General features: G+C 60.0%; 12 protein-coding genes and 3 tRNA genes. 2 read left to right on the forward strand and 13 right to left on the reverse strand.

The genetic code is table 11. The annotated features are described in order from the left end of the window. Positions 1-162 precede the first annotated feature (162 nt). Complete coding sequence (locus ACQ7C1_RS05765) at positions 163-456, forward strand: transcriptional regulator (protein ID WP_085777819.1); 294 nt, start codon at positions 163-165, stop codon at positions 454-456. A gap of 100 nt (positions 457-556) precedes the next feature. Here ACQ7C1_RS05765 and rpoC read toward each other — a convergent pair whose 3' ends face one another. The 13 genes from rpoC to ACQ7C1_RS05830 all read right to left on the reverse strand — a co-directional run bounded on the left by rpoC (position 557) and on the right by ACQ7C1_RS05830 (position 16,242). Next, positions 557-4,765 carry a DNA-directed RNA polymerase subunit beta' gene (rpoC, locus tag ACQ7C1_RS05770; RefSeq protein ID WP_085777818.1) on the reverse strand — a complete coding sequence of 1,403 codons (4,209 nt, stop codon included), beginning with the start codon at positions 4,763-4,765 and terminating at the stop codon, positions 557-559. A 186-nt stretch (positions 4,766-4,951) separates the two neighbouring features. Beyond that, positions 4,952-9,091 (reverse strand): DNA-directed RNA polymerase subunit beta, encoded by a 4,140-nt coding sequence (gene rpoB, locus ACQ7C1_RS05775; protein ID WP_085777817.1) that lies wholly within the window; start codon positions 9,089-9,091, stop codon positions 4,952-4,954. Positions 9,092-9,350: 259 nt separating this feature from the next. Beyond that, on the reverse strand, positions 9,351-9,734 hold the full coding sequence (gene rplL / locus ACQ7C1_RS05780; protein ID WP_011424974.1) for a 50S ribosomal protein L7/L12: 384 nt from the start codon (positions 9,732-9,734) through the stop codon (positions 9,351-9,353). 56 nt (positions 9,735-9,790) lie between these two features. Then, on the reverse strand, positions 9,791-10,309 hold the full coding sequence (gene rplJ, locus ACQ7C1_RS05785) for a 50S ribosomal protein L10 (protein ID WP_183706679.1): 519 nt from the start codon (positions 10,307-10,309) through the stop codon (positions 9,791-9,793). 331 nt (positions 10,310-10,640) lie between these two features. Then, a complete protein-coding gene (gene rplA, locus ACQ7C1_RS05790) occupies positions 10,641-11,342 on the reverse strand; it encodes a 50S ribosomal protein L1 (protein WP_011424973.1) in 702 nt (233 codons plus the stop codon). 4 nt (positions 11,343-11,346) lie between these two features. Continuing rightward, positions 11,347-11,778: a 50S ribosomal protein L11 gene (rplK, locus tag ACQ7C1_RS05795; protein ID WP_009985507.1), complete on the reverse strand. Its 432-nt coding sequence runs from the start codon at positions 11,776-11,778 to the stop codon at positions 11,347-11,349. Positions 11,779-11,953: 175 nt separating this feature from the next. Next, on the reverse strand, positions 11,954-12,484 hold the full coding sequence (nusG, locus tag ACQ7C1_RS05800) for a transcription termination/antitermination protein NusG (RefSeq protein ID WP_007791989.1): 531 nt from the start codon (positions 12,482-12,484) through the stop codon (positions 11,954-11,956). 17 nt (positions 12,485-12,501) lie between these two features. After that, positions 12,502-12,702, reverse strand: a complete 201-nt coding sequence (secE, locus tag ACQ7C1_RS05805; protein WP_003573826.1) for a preprotein translocase subunit SecE — start codon at positions 12,700-12,702, stop codon at positions 12,502-12,504. 194 nt (positions 12,703-12,896) lie between these two features. Further along, positions 12,897-12,972: transfer RNA gene (locus ACQ7C1_RS05810), tRNA-Trp, on the reverse strand. Between the two features lie 166 nt (positions 12,973-13,138). Beyond that, positions 13,139-14,032: an NAD-dependent epimerase/dehydratase family protein gene (locus ACQ7C1_RS05815; RefSeq protein ID WP_430957624.1), complete on the reverse strand. Its 894-nt coding sequence runs from the start codon at positions 14,030-14,032 to the stop codon at positions 13,139-13,141. Between the two features lie 511 nt (positions 14,033-14,543). After that, on the reverse strand, positions 14,544-15,719 hold the full coding sequence (tuf, locus tag ACQ7C1_RS05820) for an elongation factor Tu (RefSeq protein ID WP_011424970.1): 1,176 nt from the start codon (positions 15,717-15,719) through the stop codon (positions 14,544-14,546). 340 nt (positions 15,720-16,059) lie between these two features. Then, a tRNA-Gly gene (locus ACQ7C1_RS05825) sits at positions 16,060-16,133 on the reverse strand. A gap of 24 nt (positions 16,134-16,157) precedes the next feature. Further along, positions 16,158-16,242 (reverse strand) — tRNA-Tyr (locus tag ACQ7C1_RS05830). A 203-nt stretch (positions 16,243-16,445) separates the two neighbouring features. On the opposite strand from ACQ7C1_RS05830, the gene rlmB reads away from it, so the two are divergent. Then, on the forward strand, positions 16,446-17,336 hold the full coding sequence (rlmB, locus tag ACQ7C1_RS05835) for a 23S rRNA (guanosine(2251)-2'-O)-methyltransferase RlmB (protein ID WP_430957625.1): 891 nt from the start codon (positions 16,446-16,448) through the stop codon (positions 17,334-17,336). Positions 17,337-17,338: the final 2 nt, after the last annotated feature.

Consider the following 17,338-nt stretch of genomic DNA (forward strand, 5'->3'; position numbering starts at 1 on the left):
GGGCCGAACGCCCTGTTTTCATCCTTCTAGACGCATTCAGGGACGTGCGCCAAGATAAAAACTTGGGCCTTGCAGCAAAAGCGGTTAAGGAATCAGCGATTGCGGCGTTAGGTCCTCTCAGCGGATTCGACAATGCGAATCTCCAGGAACCGAGGACAGGCGATGATCACGACACCTGATAACGACAATAATTTCGACGGGCCGATGATCTTCATCATCATCGGCAAAGGCTATGAGTCCGAGGCCAGCGAAGGCATCGACCTGCACATCCTGCTGAAGGCGCCCGATGACGACACCGCCGTGCGCGAAGCCTTGAACGCTCTTGCCGAGGAGGGTTTCATCGAGGCCGACCTCGACCAGATCGGCATGCTGACCGAAATTCCGGCGGAAGAGCCGCACGCCTCGGCGTATCAGGGTGCGGTTGATGGCGAGGTCGCGATCATCCGGTTCAACTGACGGGAACGCCCTCCCTCCCCCGATCAATTAGAGGCTAGCACAAACGAAAACCGCCCGGATCGCTCCGGGCGGTTTTCAATTCGTGGACCTCAGCTGCGGATTATTCCGCAGCCGGGGCGTTTTCGGCCATGTCCTGCAGCATCGGGGTGGCGACCGCTGCCCCAGTGCCCTTGCGGCGCTCTTCGAGAATGAGCTCGTCGCGCGACGTGGCGATGCGGCGGATCTGGGTCATGGTGCCGCCGGTGCCGGCCGGGATGAGGCGGCCGACGATGACGTTTTCCTTCAGCCCCTGCAGGCCGTCGGTCTTGCCGGCGATTGCAGCTTCCGTCAGCACCTTGGTCGTTTCCTGGAAGGACGCGGCCGAGATGAAGGACGGGGTCTGCAGCGACGCCTTGGTGATGCCGAGAAGGACCGGCTCGCCGCTGGCGGGCTTCTTGCCCTGCTCGATCAGGTGGTCGTTGACGTCCTCCAGCTCGATCCGGTCGACGTTGTCGCCGACGATGTAGGTCGAGTCGCCTGCATCGGTGATCTCCACCTTCTGCAGCATCTGACGGACGATCACTTCGATGTGCTTGTCGTTGATGACAACGCCCTGCAGACGATAGACTTCCTGGATTTCGTTGACCAGGTAGGAAGCGAGAGCCTCCACGCCCTTGATCGCCAGGATGTCGTGCGGAGCCGGGTTACCGTCGAGGATGTAGTCACCCTTTTCGATATAGTCGCCGTCCTGAAGGTGGAAGGGCTTGCCCTTCGGGATCAGGTATTCGACAGGCTCGACACCGTCTTCCGCCGGTTCGATGATGACGCGACGCTTGTTCTTGTAGTCGCGGCCGAGGCGGATCGTACCATCGATCTCTGCGATGATGGCGTGGTCCTTCGGACGGCGCGCTTCGAACAGTTCGGCAACACGCGGCAGACCACCGGTGATGTCCTTGGTCTTGGCGCTTTCGAGCGGCGAACGGGCGAGAACGTCACCCTGGGAGACTTTCGTGCCCGGCTCGACCGACAGAATGGCGTCGACCGAGAGCAGGAAGCGGGCGTCACCACCGCGGGACAGCTTCGCGACATTGCCGCTGGCGTCCTTGATGACGATCGCCGGCTTGAGGTCCGAACCGCGCGGGGTCGAACGCCAGTCAATGACCTGACGCTTGGTGATGCCGGTGGATTCGTCGGTCGCTTCCAGAACCGAGAGACCATCGACGAGGTCTTCGAACTGAACGGTACCGGCAACTTCCGTCATCATCGGACGGGTGTAAGGATCCCACTCCGCCAAGCGCTGCCCGCGCTTGACCTTGTCACCTTCGTCAACGTGCAGCTTCGAACCGTAGGCGACACGTTGCGAAGAGCGCTCGACGCCACGCTCGTCCAGGATCTGGACGGTCATGTTGCGGCCCATGGCAACGAGGCTGCCTTCGGAGTTGCGCAGCACGTTGCGGTTCTTGATCTGCACCGTACCTTCGTACGAGGCTTCCAGGAACGACTGGTCGACCACGGTTGCCGTACCGCCAAGGTGGAAAGTACGCATGGTGAGCTGGGTTCCCGGCTCGCCGATCGACTGAGCGGCGATGACGCCGACGGCTTCGCCCATATTGACCGGCGTACCGCGCGCGAGGTCGCGGCCATAGCAGACCGAGCAGACGCCCGTCTGGATTTCGCAGGTCAGCGCCGAGCGGATGCGGATCGACTGGATGCCAGCCTTCTCGATCTCGATGACATCGGGCTCGAGGATCATCTTGCCGGCATCGACGATGCGCTCGCCCGTCACCGGATGATCGATGTCGTCAAGCGCCGTGCGGCCGAGGATACGGGCGCCGAGCGAGGCGACGACCTGGCCGGCATCGACGATGGCGGTCATGGTCAGGCCGGTTTCGGTGCCGCAATCGACGTGCGTGACGATGCAATCCTGCGCGACGTCGACAAGACGGCGGGTCAGGTAACCGGAGTTCGCGGTCTTCAAGGCGGTGTCTGCCAGACCCTTACGGGCGCCGTGCGTCGAGTTGAAGTACTCGTTGACGGTCAGGCCTTCCTTGAAGTTGGAGATGATCGGCGTCTCGATGATTTCACCCGACGGCTTGGCCATCAGGCCGCGCATGCCGCCCAGCTGGCGCATCTGGTTCGGAGAACCGCGGGCGCCGGAGTGGCTCATCATGTAGATCGAGTTCATCGGCTTCTGACGGCCGGTGTTTTCGTCGAATTCGACCGCCTTGATGCGCGCCATCATTTCTTCGGCGACCTTTTCGGTCGCCTTGCCCCAGGCGTCGACAACCTTGTTGTACTTTTCGCCCTGGGTGATCAGGCCGTCATTGTACTGCTGCTCGTATTCCTTCACCAGGTTTTCGGTGTCGGCAACGATCTTCGCCTTGGTGGCCGGGATGACCATGTCGTCCTTGCCGAACGAAATGCCGGCGCGGCAGGCATGGGCGAAGCCGAGCTGCATGATGCGGTCACAGAAGATGACCGTGTCCTTCTGGCCGCAATGGCGATAGACCGTGTCGATCATCTTGGAGATGTTCTTCTTGGTCATTTCCTGGTTGCAGATGTCGAAGGGCACCTTGCCGTTCTTCGGCAGCAGTTCGCCGATAAGCAGACGGCCGGGCGTCGTCTCATAGATCTTCGAGTAGGGCTTGCCATCCTCGCCGATCGACTTGAAGCGGCCGCGGATCTTGGTGTGCAGGGTGACGACCTTGTTTTCCAGCGCGTGATGCAGCTCGCCGAGATCGGAGAAAGCCATACCTTCGCCCGGTTCGTTCTGGTTCAGGATCGACAGATAGTAGAGGCCGAGAACCATGTCCTGCGAGGGAACGATGATCGGCGCGCCGTTTGCCGGGTGCAGGATGTTGTTGGTCGACATCATCAGCACGCGGGCTTCGAGCTGGGCTTCGAGCGACAGCGGCACGTGAACAGCCATCTGGTCACCGTCGAAGTCGGCGTTGAAGGCCGTGCAGACGAGCGGGTGCAGCTGGATTGCCTTGCCTTCGACCAGGGTGGGTTCGAAGGCCTGGATGCCCAGACGGTGCAGCGTCGGTGCGCGGTTCAGGAGAACCGGATGTTCGCGGATGACCTCGTCGAGGATATCCCAAACTTCCGGCTTTTCCTTTTCAACCAGCTTCTTCGCCTGCTTGACGGTCGAGGAGTAACCCTTGGCGTCCAGGCGGGCATAGATGAACGGCTTGAAGAGCTCGAGCGCCATCTTCTTCGGAAGACCGCACTGATGCAGCTTCAGTTCCGGACCGGTGACGATGACCGAACGGCCGGAATAGTCGACGCGCTTGCCGAGCAGGTTCTGACGGAAGCGGCCCTGCTTACCCTTCAGCATGTCGGACAGCGACTTCAGCGGGCGCTTGTTGGCGCCGGTGATGACGCGGCCGCGGCGGCCGTTATCGAAGAGCGCGTCGACAGATTCCTGCAGCATGCGCTTTTCGTTGCGGATGATGATGCCCGGAGCGCGCAGTTCGATCAGGCGCTTCAGACGGTTGTTACGGTTGATGACGCGGCGATAGAGATCGTTCAGATCCGAGGTCGCGAAACGGCCGCCGTCGAGCGGAACGAGCGGGCGCAGATCCGGCGGGATGACCGGGACGACCTTCATGATCATCCATTCCGGACGATTGCCTGACTCCATGAAGTTCTCGACGATCTTCAGGCGCTTCATCAGCTTCTTCTGCTTGAGATCCGACGTCGTGTCGGCAAGCTCGGAGCGCAGATCGCCGGCGATCTTTTCGAGGTTCATCGAGGCCAGCATCTCGTAGATCGCCTCAGCGCCGATCATCGCGGTGAACTGGTCTTCGCCGTATTCGTCGACGGCGAGCATGTACTCTTCTTCCGTCAGGAGCTGGTGCTCCTTGAGCGCGGTCAGGCCGGGCTCGGTGACGATGTAGTTTTCGAAGTAGAGAACGCGCTCGACATCCTTCAGCGTCATGTCGAGCAGGGTCGAGATGCGCGACGGCAGCGACTTCAGGAACCAGATGTGGGCAACGGGAGCGGCGAGCTCGATATGGCCCATGCGCTCACGGCGAACACGCGACAGCGTGACTTCGACGCCGCACTTTTCGCAGATGATGCCCTTGTACTTCATGCGCTTGTACTTGCCGCACAAGCATTCGTAATCCTTGATCGGGCCAAAGATGCGTGCGCAGAACAGACCGTCGCGTTCCGGCTTGAACGTACGGTAGTTGATGGTTTCCGGCTTCTTGATCTCACCGTAGGACCAGGAGAGGATCTTCTCCGGAGACGCGATCGAAATCCGAATGGAATCGAAATTCTGTGCAGGCACCTGCGGATTGAAAAGATTCATGACCTCTTGGTTCATGCCTGTCTCCTTCATGGGCTAAAGCGCCCTCAAAATGCGATGGCCGGCGGCAATTCCCGGGAGCCGCCTCCCTCGCTTAAACGAGAATAACCGCAAGATGCGGCGAAACTTCCCTTCCGGGCCGACAGATGCGGCTCCCGGCGGGACCGGCGTGCGCCGCATTGGCAGCGCACGCCCTATCAATGTTTACTCGGCCGCGTCCGGCAGCTGGGTTGCCTGCGCTTCGTCGAGCTTGGTGTTCTCGAGCTCGACGCTGAGGCCCAGCGAGCGCATTTCCTTGACGAGAACGTTGAAGCTTTCCGGAATACCGGCTTCGAACGTGTCGTCTCCGCGGACAATGGCTTCGTAGACCTTGGTGCGGCCGGCGACGTCGTCCGACTTCACCGTCAGCATTTCCTGCAGCGTATAGGCGGCGCCATAGGCTTCGAGCGCCCAGACTTCCATTTCGCCGAAGCGCTGACCGCCGAACTGCGCCTTGCCGCCCAGCGGCTGCTGGGTCACGAGCGAGTAAGGGCCGATCGAACGGGCATGGATTTTGTCGTCGACCAGGTGGTTGAGCTTCAGCATGTAGATGTAGCCCACAGTCACCTGGCGGTCGAACTGCTCGCCGGTACGGCCGTCATAAAGTGTCGACTGGCCGGTGTCCTTGAGACCCGCCAGACGCAGCATGTCGTTGACGTCACCTTCGTTGGCGCCGTCGAAGACCGGCGTTGCGATCGAAACGCCGCGCTTCCACTGGTCGGCGAGACGCAGAACGGACTCATCGTCGAAGTCCTGGACCTGTTCGGCCTTGGGACCGTCGCCCACGACATCGCCAATGGTCTTGCGCAGTGGCTCGATGTTGCCATTGGCTTTATACGCTTCGATCAGTTCGCCGATCTGGCGACCCATGCCGGCGCAAGCCCAGCCCAGGTGCGTTTCCAGGATCTGGCCGACGTTCATGCGCGAAGGCACGCCGAGCGGGTTCAGAACGACGTCGACATGCGTACCGTCTTCGAGGAACGGCATGTCCTCGACAGGCACAATGCGCGACACCACGCCCTTGTTCCCGTGACGGCCGGCCATCTTGTCGCCCGGCTGGATCTTGCGCTTCACGGCGACGAAGACCTTGACCATCTTCATGACGCCCGGAGGCATTTCATCGCCGCGCTGGACCTTCTCGACCTTATCCATGAAGCGCTGTTCGAGGCGCGACTTGGACTCGTCGTACTGGCCGCGGAGCGCTTCGAGTTCGCTCTGCACCTTCTCGTCCTCGACGGCGAACATCCACCACTGCGAGCGGGGATATTCGGAGACGACGGCGTTCGAAAGCTCGGTGCCCTTCTTGAAGCCCTTCGGACCGGCAATCGAGACCTGGCCGCGCAGCATGTCGATCAGACGACCATAGACGTTACGGTCGAGGATCGCCTGCTCGTCGTCACGGTCCTTGGCGAGACGCTCGATCTCTTCGCGTTCGATCGCCATCGCGCGCTCGTCCTTCTCGACGCCATGGCGGTTGAAGACGCGAACTTCGACGATCGTGCCATAGGTGCCGGGCGGCATGCGCATGGAGGTGTCGCGCACATCGGAGGCTTTTTCGCCGAAGATGGCGCGCAGAAGCTTTTCTTCCGGCGTCATCGGGCTTTCGCCCTTCGGCGTGATCTTGCCGACGAGGATATCGCCCGGCTGAACCTCGGCGCCGATATAGACGATGCCGGCTTCGTCGAGGTTCTTCAGCGCTTCTTCCGAGACGTTCGGAATATCGCGGGTGATTTCCTCGGGGCCGAGCTTGGTGTCGCGCGCCATCACTTCGAATTCCTCGATGTGGATGGAGGTGAACACGTCGTCGGCAACGATGCGCTCGGAGAGCAGGATCGAGTCTTCGTAGTTGTAGCCGTTCCAGGGCATGAACGCGACGAGCGCGTTGCGGCCGAGCGCCAGGTCGCCGAGATCGGTCGACGGACCGTCGGCGAGAATATCGCCGCGGTTGACGACGTCACCAACGGTGACCAGCGGACGCTGGTTGACGCAGGTGTTCTGGTTCGAACGCTGGAACTTCTGCAGGCGGTAGATATCGACGCCGGACTTGCCGGCTTCGAGGTCCTCCGTGGCGCGGATAACGATACGCGTCGCGTCGACCTGGTCGACGACGCCGCCGCGGCGGGCGCCGATGGCGGCACCGGAGTCACGCGCGACGACCGGCTCCATGCCGGTGCCGACGAACGGAGCTTCGGCACGTAACAGCGGCACGGCCTGACGCTGCATGTTCGAGCCCATGAGGGCGCGGTTGGCGTCGTCGTTTTCCAGGAACGGGATGAGTGCCGCAGCAACCGAAACGACCTGCTTCGGCGAAACGTCCATCAGGTTCATGCTGTCGCGGGGCGCGAGCATAACTTCACCCGCGTGACGGCAGACAACGAATTCGTCGACGAAGGAACCGTCAGCGTTCAGTTCGGCGTTGGCCTGCGCGACGTAGTACTTCGCCTCTTCCATGGCGGAGAGGTAGAGCACGTCGTTCGTCACCTTGCCGTCGACGATACGCCTGTACGGGCTCTCGATGAAGCCGTATTTGTTGACGCGGGCAAAGGTTGCAAGCGAGTTGATCAGACCGATGTTCGGGCCTTCCGGCGTTTCGATCGGGCAGATGCGGCCATAGTGGGTCGGGTGCACGTCGCGGACTTCGAAGCCCGCGCGCTCGCGGGTCAGACCGCCCGGACCAAGGGCCGAAAGGCGGCGCTTGTGGGTGATTTCCGACAGCGGGTTGACCTGGTCCATGAACTGCGAGAGCTGCGAGGAGCCGAAGAATTCGCGGACGGCTGCGGCAGCCGGCTTGGCGTTGATCAGGTCCTGCGGCATGACCGTGTCGATTTCGATCGAGGACATGCGTTCCTTGATCGCACGCTCCATGCGCAGCAGGCCGAGACGGTACTGGTTCTCCATCAGCTCGCCGACCGAGCGGACGCGACGGTTGCCGAGGTTGTCGATGTCGTCGATCTCGCCCTTGCCGTCGCGCAGTTCGACCAGCATCTTGACCACCGCCAGGATGTCGTCCTTGCGCAGGATGCGAACGGTGTCCTCGACGGAGAGGTCGAGGCGCATGTTCATCTTGACGCGGCCGACGGCAGAGAGGTCGTAACGCTCCGCATCGAAGAACAGCGAGTTGAACATGGCTTCGGCCGATTCCATGGTCGGCGGTTCACCCGGGCGCATGACGCGATAGATGTCGAACAGAGCGTCCTGACGGTTCTCGTTCTTGTCAGCCGAAAGCGTGTTGCGGATATAGGCGCCGACATTAATGTGGTCGATGCCGAGAACCGGGATCTCGTCAAAACCGTTTGCGAGGATGACGGCAAGCGTCTTCTCGTCGATCTCGTCGCCGGCCTCGAGATAGATCTCACCCGTCGAGTAGTTGACGATATCCTCGGCAAGATAGTTGCCGTAGAGATCGTCGTCGCCGGCCTTCAGCGCCTTCAGGCCCTTATCGGAAAGCTGGCGCAGCAGGCGCGGCGTCAGCTTCTTGCCGGCTTCCACGACGACTTCGCCGGTATCGGCGTCGACCATCTCGGTGATTGCCTTGGCGCCCTTCAGCGTTTCCGGCTTGAAGGGAATGCGCCAGCCTTCGCCATCGCGCTTGTAGAGCGACTTCGTGTAGAAGGTGTCGAGGATTTCCTCGCCGTCCATGCCGAGCGCCATCAGCAGCGACGTGACGGGGATCTTGCGGCGGCGGTCAATGCGGGCGTAGACGATGTCCTTGGCATCGAATTCGATATCGAGCCAGGAGCCGCGATAAGGAATGACGCGGGCGGCGAAGAGCAGCTTGCCGGAAGAATGGCTCTTGCCCTTGTCGTGGTCGAAGAAGACGCCCGGCGAACGGTGCATCTGCGAGACGATGACGCGCTCGGTGCCGTTGACGATGAACGTGCCGTTGTTCGTCATGAGCGGCATGTCGCCCATGTAAACGGACTGTTCCTTGATGTCCTTGATCGACTTTGCGCCGGTATCCTCGTCGATGTCGAACACGATGAGACGGAGAGTGACCTTCAGCGGCGCGGCATAGGTCAGGTCGCGCTGGCGGCACTCGTCAACGTCGAACTTCGGTGGTTCGAATTCGTAAGATACGAACTCCAGCATCGAGGCGCCGGAGAAGTCGGTGATCGGGAAAACGGACTTGAAGACGGCCTGAAGGCCTTCGTCAGGGCGACCGCCCTTCGGCTCTTCAACCATCAGAAACTGGTCGTAGGACGCCTTCTGAACCTCGATGAGGTTCGGCATTTCTGCGACTTCGGGGATCTTACCAAAAAACTTGCGTACGCGCCTGCGACCATTGAACGAAAGGGTCTGAGCCATCGTCGCTCCTTCAAAAATTGCATCCGGGCCTGCAACGGACGGGAACCGATGGCCAGTCGACCCCGCCGATCAATGAGTAGTTCAACCTCGTCCCACCTCCCGAAATAGCCAGGCCGGATTGCCTTGGCGCTTCGGTTCGAGACCATGCTCTTGAAGAACCCATTACCCAAAAGCCGTTTTCACGCGGCTTTTGGGTAATTCGTTCAGGAAAACGGCAAATGGGAGGCAGTAAATGCCGCCTCCCACGTGCAGTTCAAGATTACTTGACGTCGGCCTTTGCGCCTGCGTCTTCAAGCTTCTTCTTGATGTCGGCGGCTTCAGCCTTGGAAACGCCTTCCTTGACAGCCTTCGGAGCGCCTTCGACGAGGTCCTTGGCTTCCTTGAGGCCGAGGCCGGTGATGGCGCGGACTTCCTTGATGACGTTGATCTTGTTGGCGCCGGCATCCGTGAGGATGACGTCGAACTCGGTCTTTTCTTCTTCAGCCGGAGCAGCTGCGCCGCCTGCAGCGCCGCCAACGGCAGCAACAGCTACCGGAGCAGCGGCGGAAACGCCCCACTTTTCTTCAAGAAGCTTCGACAGTTCTGCAGCTTCCAGAACGGTCAGCGAGGAGAGGTCTTCAACGATCTTTGCGAGATCAGCCATTTTCTAGTTCCTTTTGTTCGGTTCGAACTGTTGAGTATGTACAGCGAAAAACCGCCTTAAGCGGCTTCGTCCTTCTTGGCGTAGGCCGAGAACACGCGAGCAAGCTGGCTTGCCGGTGCTGCAACAACGCCTGCAATGCGGGTAGCCGGGGTCTGGATCATGCCCAGCAGCTTCGCACGCAGTTCGTCCAGCGAAGGCAGGGTCGCAAGCGACTTGACACCTTCGGCGTTCAGCGTTGTCGTACCCATGGCGCCGCCGAGAACCACGATCTTGTCGTTGGTCTTGGCGAAATCCATGACGACCTTCGGAGCGATGATCGGATCATTGCTGTAAGCAATGAGGGTCTGACCCTTGAAGAGATTGGAAATCCCTTCCGCTTCCGTACCCTGAAGGGCAATTTTGGCCAGGCGGTTCTTCGCGACTTTGACGGTGCCGCCAGCAGCGCGCATCTTCGAACGAAAATCGTTCATCTGTGCGACTGTAGCACCAGCATAGTGGGCCACGACAACCGAGCCCGAAGCCTTGAAGACTTCGTTCAGTTCCGTGACGAATTCGCGTTTTTCCGCTCTTTCCACTGCCTATCTCCAGTTGGCGGGACCGTTTGAAACGGACCCACCGGGTTGCCTTTTGCCCCCTGGGATCAAAAGAAATCCCAAGCGACGCTTGAGGATCCTGTCCCCTCGCGCTCCGCGCCAATCAAGGCTGAAGAGGCACAAGGCATCCAAGGCTCGAACCGAGTTCCAAGAAGCGAACTTCATGCAATTCGGGTCTTACCCGTCTCATGCAGGCCAAGTGATTAAGGGAAAACCACCTGCAATCTCGGACAGGATTCCGGATTTCTCCGGAATATTCCGGCCCCTTGCGAGGCCGGAAATTCAGCGACCGGGCCGAAGCCCGGCCATAAACTTATGCAGTCGGAGCCGCGGTGACCGAGCCGACTTCGATCTTGACGCCCGGCCCCATGGTCGAGGAAATCGCCACGCGCTTGACGTAATTGCCCTTGGCGCCAGCCGGCTTCGCCTTGATGACGGCGTCGGCAAAGGCGCGGATGTTTTCTTCCAGAGCCTTGGCGTCGAAAGAGGCCTTGCCAATGCCGGCATGGACGATACCAGCCTTCTCGACGCGGAACTCGACGGCGCCGCCCTTGGAAGCCTTGACGGCTCCGGCGACGTCCATGGTGACGGTTCCGACCTTCGGGTTCGGCATCATGCCGCGCGGGCCAAGAACCTTACCGAGACGGCCGACGAGCGGCATCATGTCGGGGGTGGCGATGCAGCGATCGAATTCGATCTTGCCGCCCTGGACGATTTCGACGAGGTCTTCGGCGCCAACGACATCGGCACCGGCAGCCTTGGCTTCGTCAGCCTTGGCGCCACGAGCGAAGACGGCGACGCGAACCGTACGGCCGGTGCCGTTCGGCAGGTTGACGACGCCGCGAACCATCTGGTCCGCATGACGCGGGTCAACGCCGAGGTTCATCGAGACTTCGATGGTTTCGTCGAACTTTGCGACAGCCCGTTCCTTGACCATGCCGATGGCGGTCGTCAGAGCGTAGAGCTTGGTGGGATCAACACCTTCGTTGATCTTGCGTGTGCGCTTGCCTGCCATGGTCTTAACCCACCACTTCCAGGCCCATGGCGCGGGCAGAGCCCTCGATCATCGCCATTGCGCCTTCGATATCCGCTGCGTTCAGGTCCTTCATCTTAGCTTCCGCGATCGTCTTGATCTGAGCCTTGGTGAGGGTACCGGCCTTTGCGCCCTTACCCGGGGTCTTGGAACCGGAGGTGATCTTCGCTTCCTTCTTCAGCCAGTAGCTGACCGGAGGCTGCTTCATCGCGAAGGTGAAGGACTTGTCCTGGTAATAGGTGATGACGACCGGAATCGGCATACCCTTTTCCATTTCCTGCGTGGCGGCGTTGAACGCCTTGCAGAATTCCATGATGTTAATGCCACGCTGACCAAGCGCCGGGCCGATCGGCGGGGACGGGTTCGCCGATCCTGCCTTGACCTGAAGCTTGAGCTGGCCTGCAACTTTCTTAGCCATATCTCTCTGCCTTTCATGAACGGCCGGTTGCCCGGCCCGTGATGCCGGATCGCTCCGGCGGCTGCGGTTGCGTGGTGCGGATCAATAGGGCCCGGCTAAGACCCCTCACCTTCCACGCGGATGCGGACTAGGTCCGCCGGAAACAGACCTCAAAGGCCAGCCTCCAATTCTGCAATCAGACCTTCTCGACCTGAGCGTATTCCAGCTCGACCGGTGTTGCGCGGCCGAAGATCGACACTTCCACCTTCAGGCGCGAACGCTCTTCGTCCACATCCTGAACCGTGCCGTTGAACGAGGCGAAGGGACCATCGGAAACGCGGACCTGCTCGCCGATCTCGAAGGTAACGGATGCCTTCGGCCGCTCGACACCTTCCTGAACCTGGCCGAGAATACGCTCGGCTTCATAATCCGGAATCGGAACGGGCTTATTGTCGGAGCCGAGGAAACCCGTGACCTTCGGCGTATTCTTGATCAGGTGGTAGGCCTCGTCCGTCAGATTGGCGCGAACCAGGACATAACCCGGGAAGAACTTGCGCTCGCTATCGACCTTGCGGCCGCGACGCACTTCCACAACCTTTTCGGTCGGCACGAGGATCTTCTCGAACAGGTGCTCAAGCCCCTTCTGGCGAGCCTTGTTCTCGATGTCTTCAGCTACCTTCTTTTCAAAATTCGAGTACGCGTGGACGATGTACCAACGTGCCGCCATTTTCATCTCCACCCGTATCAGTTGCCGGTATTGAGCACGAAGCTCAGGACCCAGCCGATCAGCTGGTCAGCGGCAAAGAAAAACAGCGCGGCAAATACCACCATCACCAGCACCATGACCGTCGAGATCATCGTCTCGCGGCGCGACGGCCATGTGACCTTGGACGTCTCGGAGCGAACCTGCTGCAGAAACGCAAATGGATTGGATTTGGATGCCATCGACTGCCCACGCAATTACGGCGCGTAAAGCTGAAACTATCAGCCCCACGCACCGCGTGTCTGTTGAACCCTAAATAAACACCGATTTCCAAATGCACAAGAGGGAAACCGAAGTTTAACGAAATTAGTTACCACCAATTGATCCCGAGCCCGGTATGCCGCGAGCAGCGCCGCGCTGTCCGTACCAGGAAAAATGGCAGGGGCAGAGGGGCTCGAACCCCCGACCTGCGGTTTTGGAGACCGCCGCTCTACCAACTGAGCTATACCCCTTCATGCCTGTCCTTCAGCGCCCGGGCGAAGACCCGCAAATCGCTGCTGAAATGCATGGCGCTCCCTTTAAGACGGCGGCAGCAGATTGGCAAGCACGATTTTCGATTTTCAAAGCCTTCTGCTCATTTGCGAGCGTCCGCTTTTCGAGCGCGTAACCCGAAAGCATTCAGACCTTCACATATTTGCGCCAGTCGTGTTCTTCCTTGAAGCCCAGCACCTCGCGAATCTTGCGGTTGGAAAGCAGCCCCTCATATTCACCGATCTCGCGGGTGAACGGCACGTTGGGGAAGAATCGCTTCGCCAGCTCCTTCGATGGCGTATTGGCCGAAACCGTATCGTTAGCGGCATTGAAGACCTGATAGCCGAGCCCGTCCTTCTCGATGCAGAGGTGGCAGATCTGCCCGAGGTCGCGAGCATCGATGTAGCTCCAGGTGATGCGCTTGCGCATCTCGGGATGGGCAAAGTAGGTGGGAAACCGCTCATATTCGTGCGGCTCGATAACATTGCCGATACGCAGCGCATAGATGTCGAAGCCCGATCGTTCGGCAAAGGCGCGCGCGGTCTTTTCGTTGACGACCTTGGAAAGGCCGTAGGAATCCATCGGGTTCACATCGTAATCTTCCTCCAGCGGAAATTGGTGGAAGTCGCGATGGCCTTCGGCGAAACAGACGCCGTAGGTCGTCTCGCTCGATGCGACGATGATCTTCCGGATCCCGAGCTTCACCGCCGCTTCGATGACATTGTAGGTGCCCATCACGTTGATGCGGAAGGTCTCGTTGTCGGGCTTGATCAAAATGCGCGGAATGGCAGCGAAATGCACGACGGCATCAAAGGGCTGAACACCCCTGCCCGCGTCGAGATCGGGAAAATCGCGATGCATCGACAGCGCGTTGAAGACCTGGCCGCTATCGGTGATGTCGGCGATGAGATTGGTGACGCCGGGGCTGTCCAGAGGCACGAGATCGAGGTTGTGAACCTCGTAGCCTGCATTGACGAGCCATGGCACGGCATGGCGACCTGCCTTGCCGGAACCGCCTGTGAACAGAATCCGCTTTTTCATGGAAATGTCCTCCGCATCATGAAACCGGAGGCATAGTTAGACGCTTCCGCGCGAAGAGCAAGCGAGCGTTCTGCGAGGTATTTCACCCCGCCGCGCCAGGAGCACCCTATCCGGGAGCACCTGGCCATTTACTGCCCTGTCACCGCAGCCCCGTGCGATGAACTGGAAAGGTCGTCACTTGACGACGCTTACCTCATTGATCTGCACTCCGGCCGATTGAACAACCTCTTGCGGAATCGCAGCGATGAAAAACATCGTGAAAACATACATTGCGAATATCGTCGCAACGAATGTGGCCTTTGGAATCATCCCGACTCTCCTCTTTACAGGGAGGAGTCTGGACTAAAATGAGCCAATCACAACTGCTTTCTGAACGTGAGATGAACAAAATACTGTGACGAGCATCTTTAACGATATTTTTACAACACCTGTTAAACAGCTCGTATGCATCAAAAACGAAAAACCCCGCTGTTTCCAGCGGGGCCTTCCTGATTGTGGATAACCTGAAAGGTTACTCGACGATCGAAGCGACGATACCGGCGCCGACGGTGCGGCCGCCTTCGCGGATAGCGAAGCGCAGCTTTTCTTCCATCGCGATCGGAACGATCAGCTCGACGTCAACCGTGACGTTGTCGCCCGGCATGACCATTTCCGTGCCTTCCGGCAGCGTGACGATGCCGGTCACGTCGGTCGTGCGGAAGTAGAACTGCGGACGGTAGTTGGTGAAGAACGGCGTATGACGGCCGCCCTCTTCCTTCGTCAGGATGTAGGCTTCTGCCTTGAACTTCTTGTGCGGCTTGACCGAACCCGGCTTGCACAGGATCTGACCACGCTCGACGCCGTCACGGTTCACACCGCGGATCAGCGCGCCGATGTTGTCGCCGGCCTGGCCCTGGTCGAGCAGCTTGCGGAACATTTCAACGCCGGTCACCGTCGTCTTCGAGGTCGGGCGGATGCCGACGATCTCGACTTCTTCACCAACCTTGATGATGCCACGCTCGACGCGGCCGGTCACGACCGTACCACGGCCCGAGATCGAGAATACGTCTTCGATCGGCATCAGGAACGGCTGGTCAACCGGACGCTCCGGCGTCGGGATGTAGGAGTCAACCGCTGCCATCAGCTCGCGGATCGCGTCTTCGCCGATCTTCTTGTCGGAATCTTCAAGAGCAGCAAGCGCCGAACCCTTGACAACCGGAATGTCGTCGCCCGGGAAGTCGTAGGACGACAGAAGTTCGCGAACTTCGAGCTCGACCAGCTCGAGAAGCTCGGCGTCGTCAACCTGGTCGACCTTGTTCAGGAACACAACGATCGCCGGAACGCCGACCTGGCGGGCGAGCAGGATGTGTTCGCGCGTCTGCGGCATCGGGCCGTCAGCAGCCGAGCAAACCAGGATCGCGCCGTCCATCTGCGCCGCACCGGTGATCATGTTCTTCACGTAGTCGGCATGGCCGGGGCAGTCGACGTGCGCGTAGTGGCGGGCCGGCGTCTCATACTCGACGTGCGCCGTCGAGATCGTGATGCCGCGCGCCTTCTCTTCCGGAGCCGCGTCGATCTGGTCGTACGCCTTGAACTCACCGAAGTACTTCGTGATCGCTGCCGTCAGAGACGTCTTGCCGTGGTCAACGTGGCCGATCGTGCCGATGTTGACGTGCGGCTTGTTGCGCTCAAACTTACTCTTTGCCATTTGAATGCTTCCTGTGAACGAAATGGTGGCCCCGGCGAACCGGTTTAGTGCCGCCGTTTAAGGCTTTCGGCGAAATTGCGCAAGACTTAATTGCAGACGCCAATCTTGGCGTGACAGCGCATATGGGAGACAATTCGCCGCCTGCAAGGCGATTCGCCGCGGCCCCTCCAAAAATCGCTGGAATCTAACAGAAAATCGCACGGATCACCAAGGATGAGCCGCGGCCGCCGGCATTGACATCCCTCGCCTGCGGCAATGGCGGCCGGCGTCTCCGCCACGGCTGGAAACAGCGCGCGTGACGATCGCGACTGCGATCGCGTCAACTGGCTTTAAGGGAGACTGGAGCGGGTAGCGGGAATCGAACCCGCGTATTCAGCTTGGAAGGCTGCTGCTCTACCATTGAGCTATACCCGCGGGATGGTCAGATCCGATGACGAATGGTGGAGAGAGTTGGATTTGAACCAACGTAGGCTGAGCCAACGGATTTACAGTCCGTCCCCTTTAACCACTCGGGCATCTCTCCAGTTTTTCGTCCGGATCTTGAAGACCAAGTTCGTCAGACTTCGAAGCGTTGCCGCCCGTCGTCTGCGCCGCGTATATGACCGGAGCATTTCCGTCTGTCAACACGATGACAATGGAAAAAACACGAAAAATTTCATTCGCCGCCGAAAGCCGGCATATGAAAGAAAGCCTATGCGGCAGCGAACGCCATGGCTATAAAGCCGCATGAGCAAAGACAACAAATCCGGCGGCAAGGCCGCGACAGAGCCATCCGCCAAGGATACGCACTACGCCAATCTGAGGCGCGCCCACCGTGACGCCAAGCGCGAACGCGGCGAGATCCCGACACCCCAGCCACAGAAGCGCCGGCGTGGAGCTGAGGACTGGAAGCCGCCGGCGCTCGCGCCCGACCAGGTATATCTCTATGGCCTCCATACAGTGCGCGCCGCTCTCGACAATCCGGAGCGCAAGAAGATCAAGCTGTTTACGACACAGAATGCGCTCGCGCGCCTGGAAATCAACGTCGAGACGCTCGGCATTCCCTTCGAAATCGTCTCGCCGCACGAGATCGACAAGGTGCTGGGTCCCGAGGCGATCCATCAGGGCTTCATGCTGGAAACGCGGCCGCTACCGATGCGCCGGCTCGAAGCGCTAAAGGACAGCCCTCTCCTGCTCGTGCTCGATCAGGTCACCGATCCGCACAATGTCGGCGCGATCATGCGCTCGGCCGTCGCCTTCAATGCCGGGGCCGTTATCACCACCCAGAGACATAGCCCGACCGAGTCAGGCGTGCTCGCCAAGTCCGCCTCCGGCGCCCTGGAACTGATACCTTATATACAGATCACCAATCTCGCCGATGCACTCGGCGAATTGCACAGGCTCGGCTTCTCCACCATCGGCCTCGATTCGGAAGGGCCGGCGCCGCTCGAAGGCACCTTCTCAGGCGATAAGGTGGCGCTGGTGCTCGGCTCGGAGGGCAAGGGGCTCAGGCAGAAGACGCGCGAAACCGTCAACGCGCTTGCCCGCCTCGACATGCCGGGCGCAATCAAATCGCTGAACGTCTCGAATGCAGCGGCGATCGCGCTTTATGCGGCGCGGCTCTATCTGAAGCCATAGGT

The sequence above is a fragment of the Rhizobium sp. Nf11,1 genome, from assembly GCF_050587665.1.
In the GTDB taxonomy this organism is placed as follows: Bacteria; Pseudomonadota; Alphaproteobacteria; order Rhizobiales; family Rhizobiaceae; genus Rhizobium.